The sequence below is a fragment of the Cohnella baijiui genome, from assembly GCF_020731285.1.
Taxonomy (GTDB): Bacteria; Bacillota; Bacilli; order Paenibacillales; family Paenibacillaceae; genus Cohnella.
Window position 1 is genome coordinate 1 of sequence record NZ_JAJFOW010000401.1, and the last position, 226, is coordinate 226.

General features: G+C 38.5%; 1 protein-coding gene. It reads left to right on the plus strand.

Annotation, left to right across the window (positions count from 1 at the left end; genetic code table 11):
• Positions 1-14: 14 nt before the first annotated feature.
• A complete protein-coding gene (locus LKX83_RS33130; protein ID WP_370639190.1) occupies positions 15-143 on the plus strand; it encodes a DUF327 family protein in 129 nt (42 codons plus the stop codon).
• The last annotated feature ends 83 nt before the right edge of the window (positions 144-226 follow it).

Below are 226 nucleotides of genomic sequence, written 5' to 3' on the forward strand. Positions count from 1 at the left end.
GCAAAGTATATAAAATTATTACCGAAGTAGACAAGAAGCTAACAGAAGTAACGGATGCCGTATTAAAAAAGGAACAAAAGGGAATTAACATTCTTGATACGGTTGGTGAAATCCGAGGCTTGCTTATTAATATGTACATGTAGTAAATCAAGCGAAAGAAGTGTGGATCGATAATGTGGAGTGAATATACGACACAAAGACAGGTCGCCGAACTGCTGCATCGCAG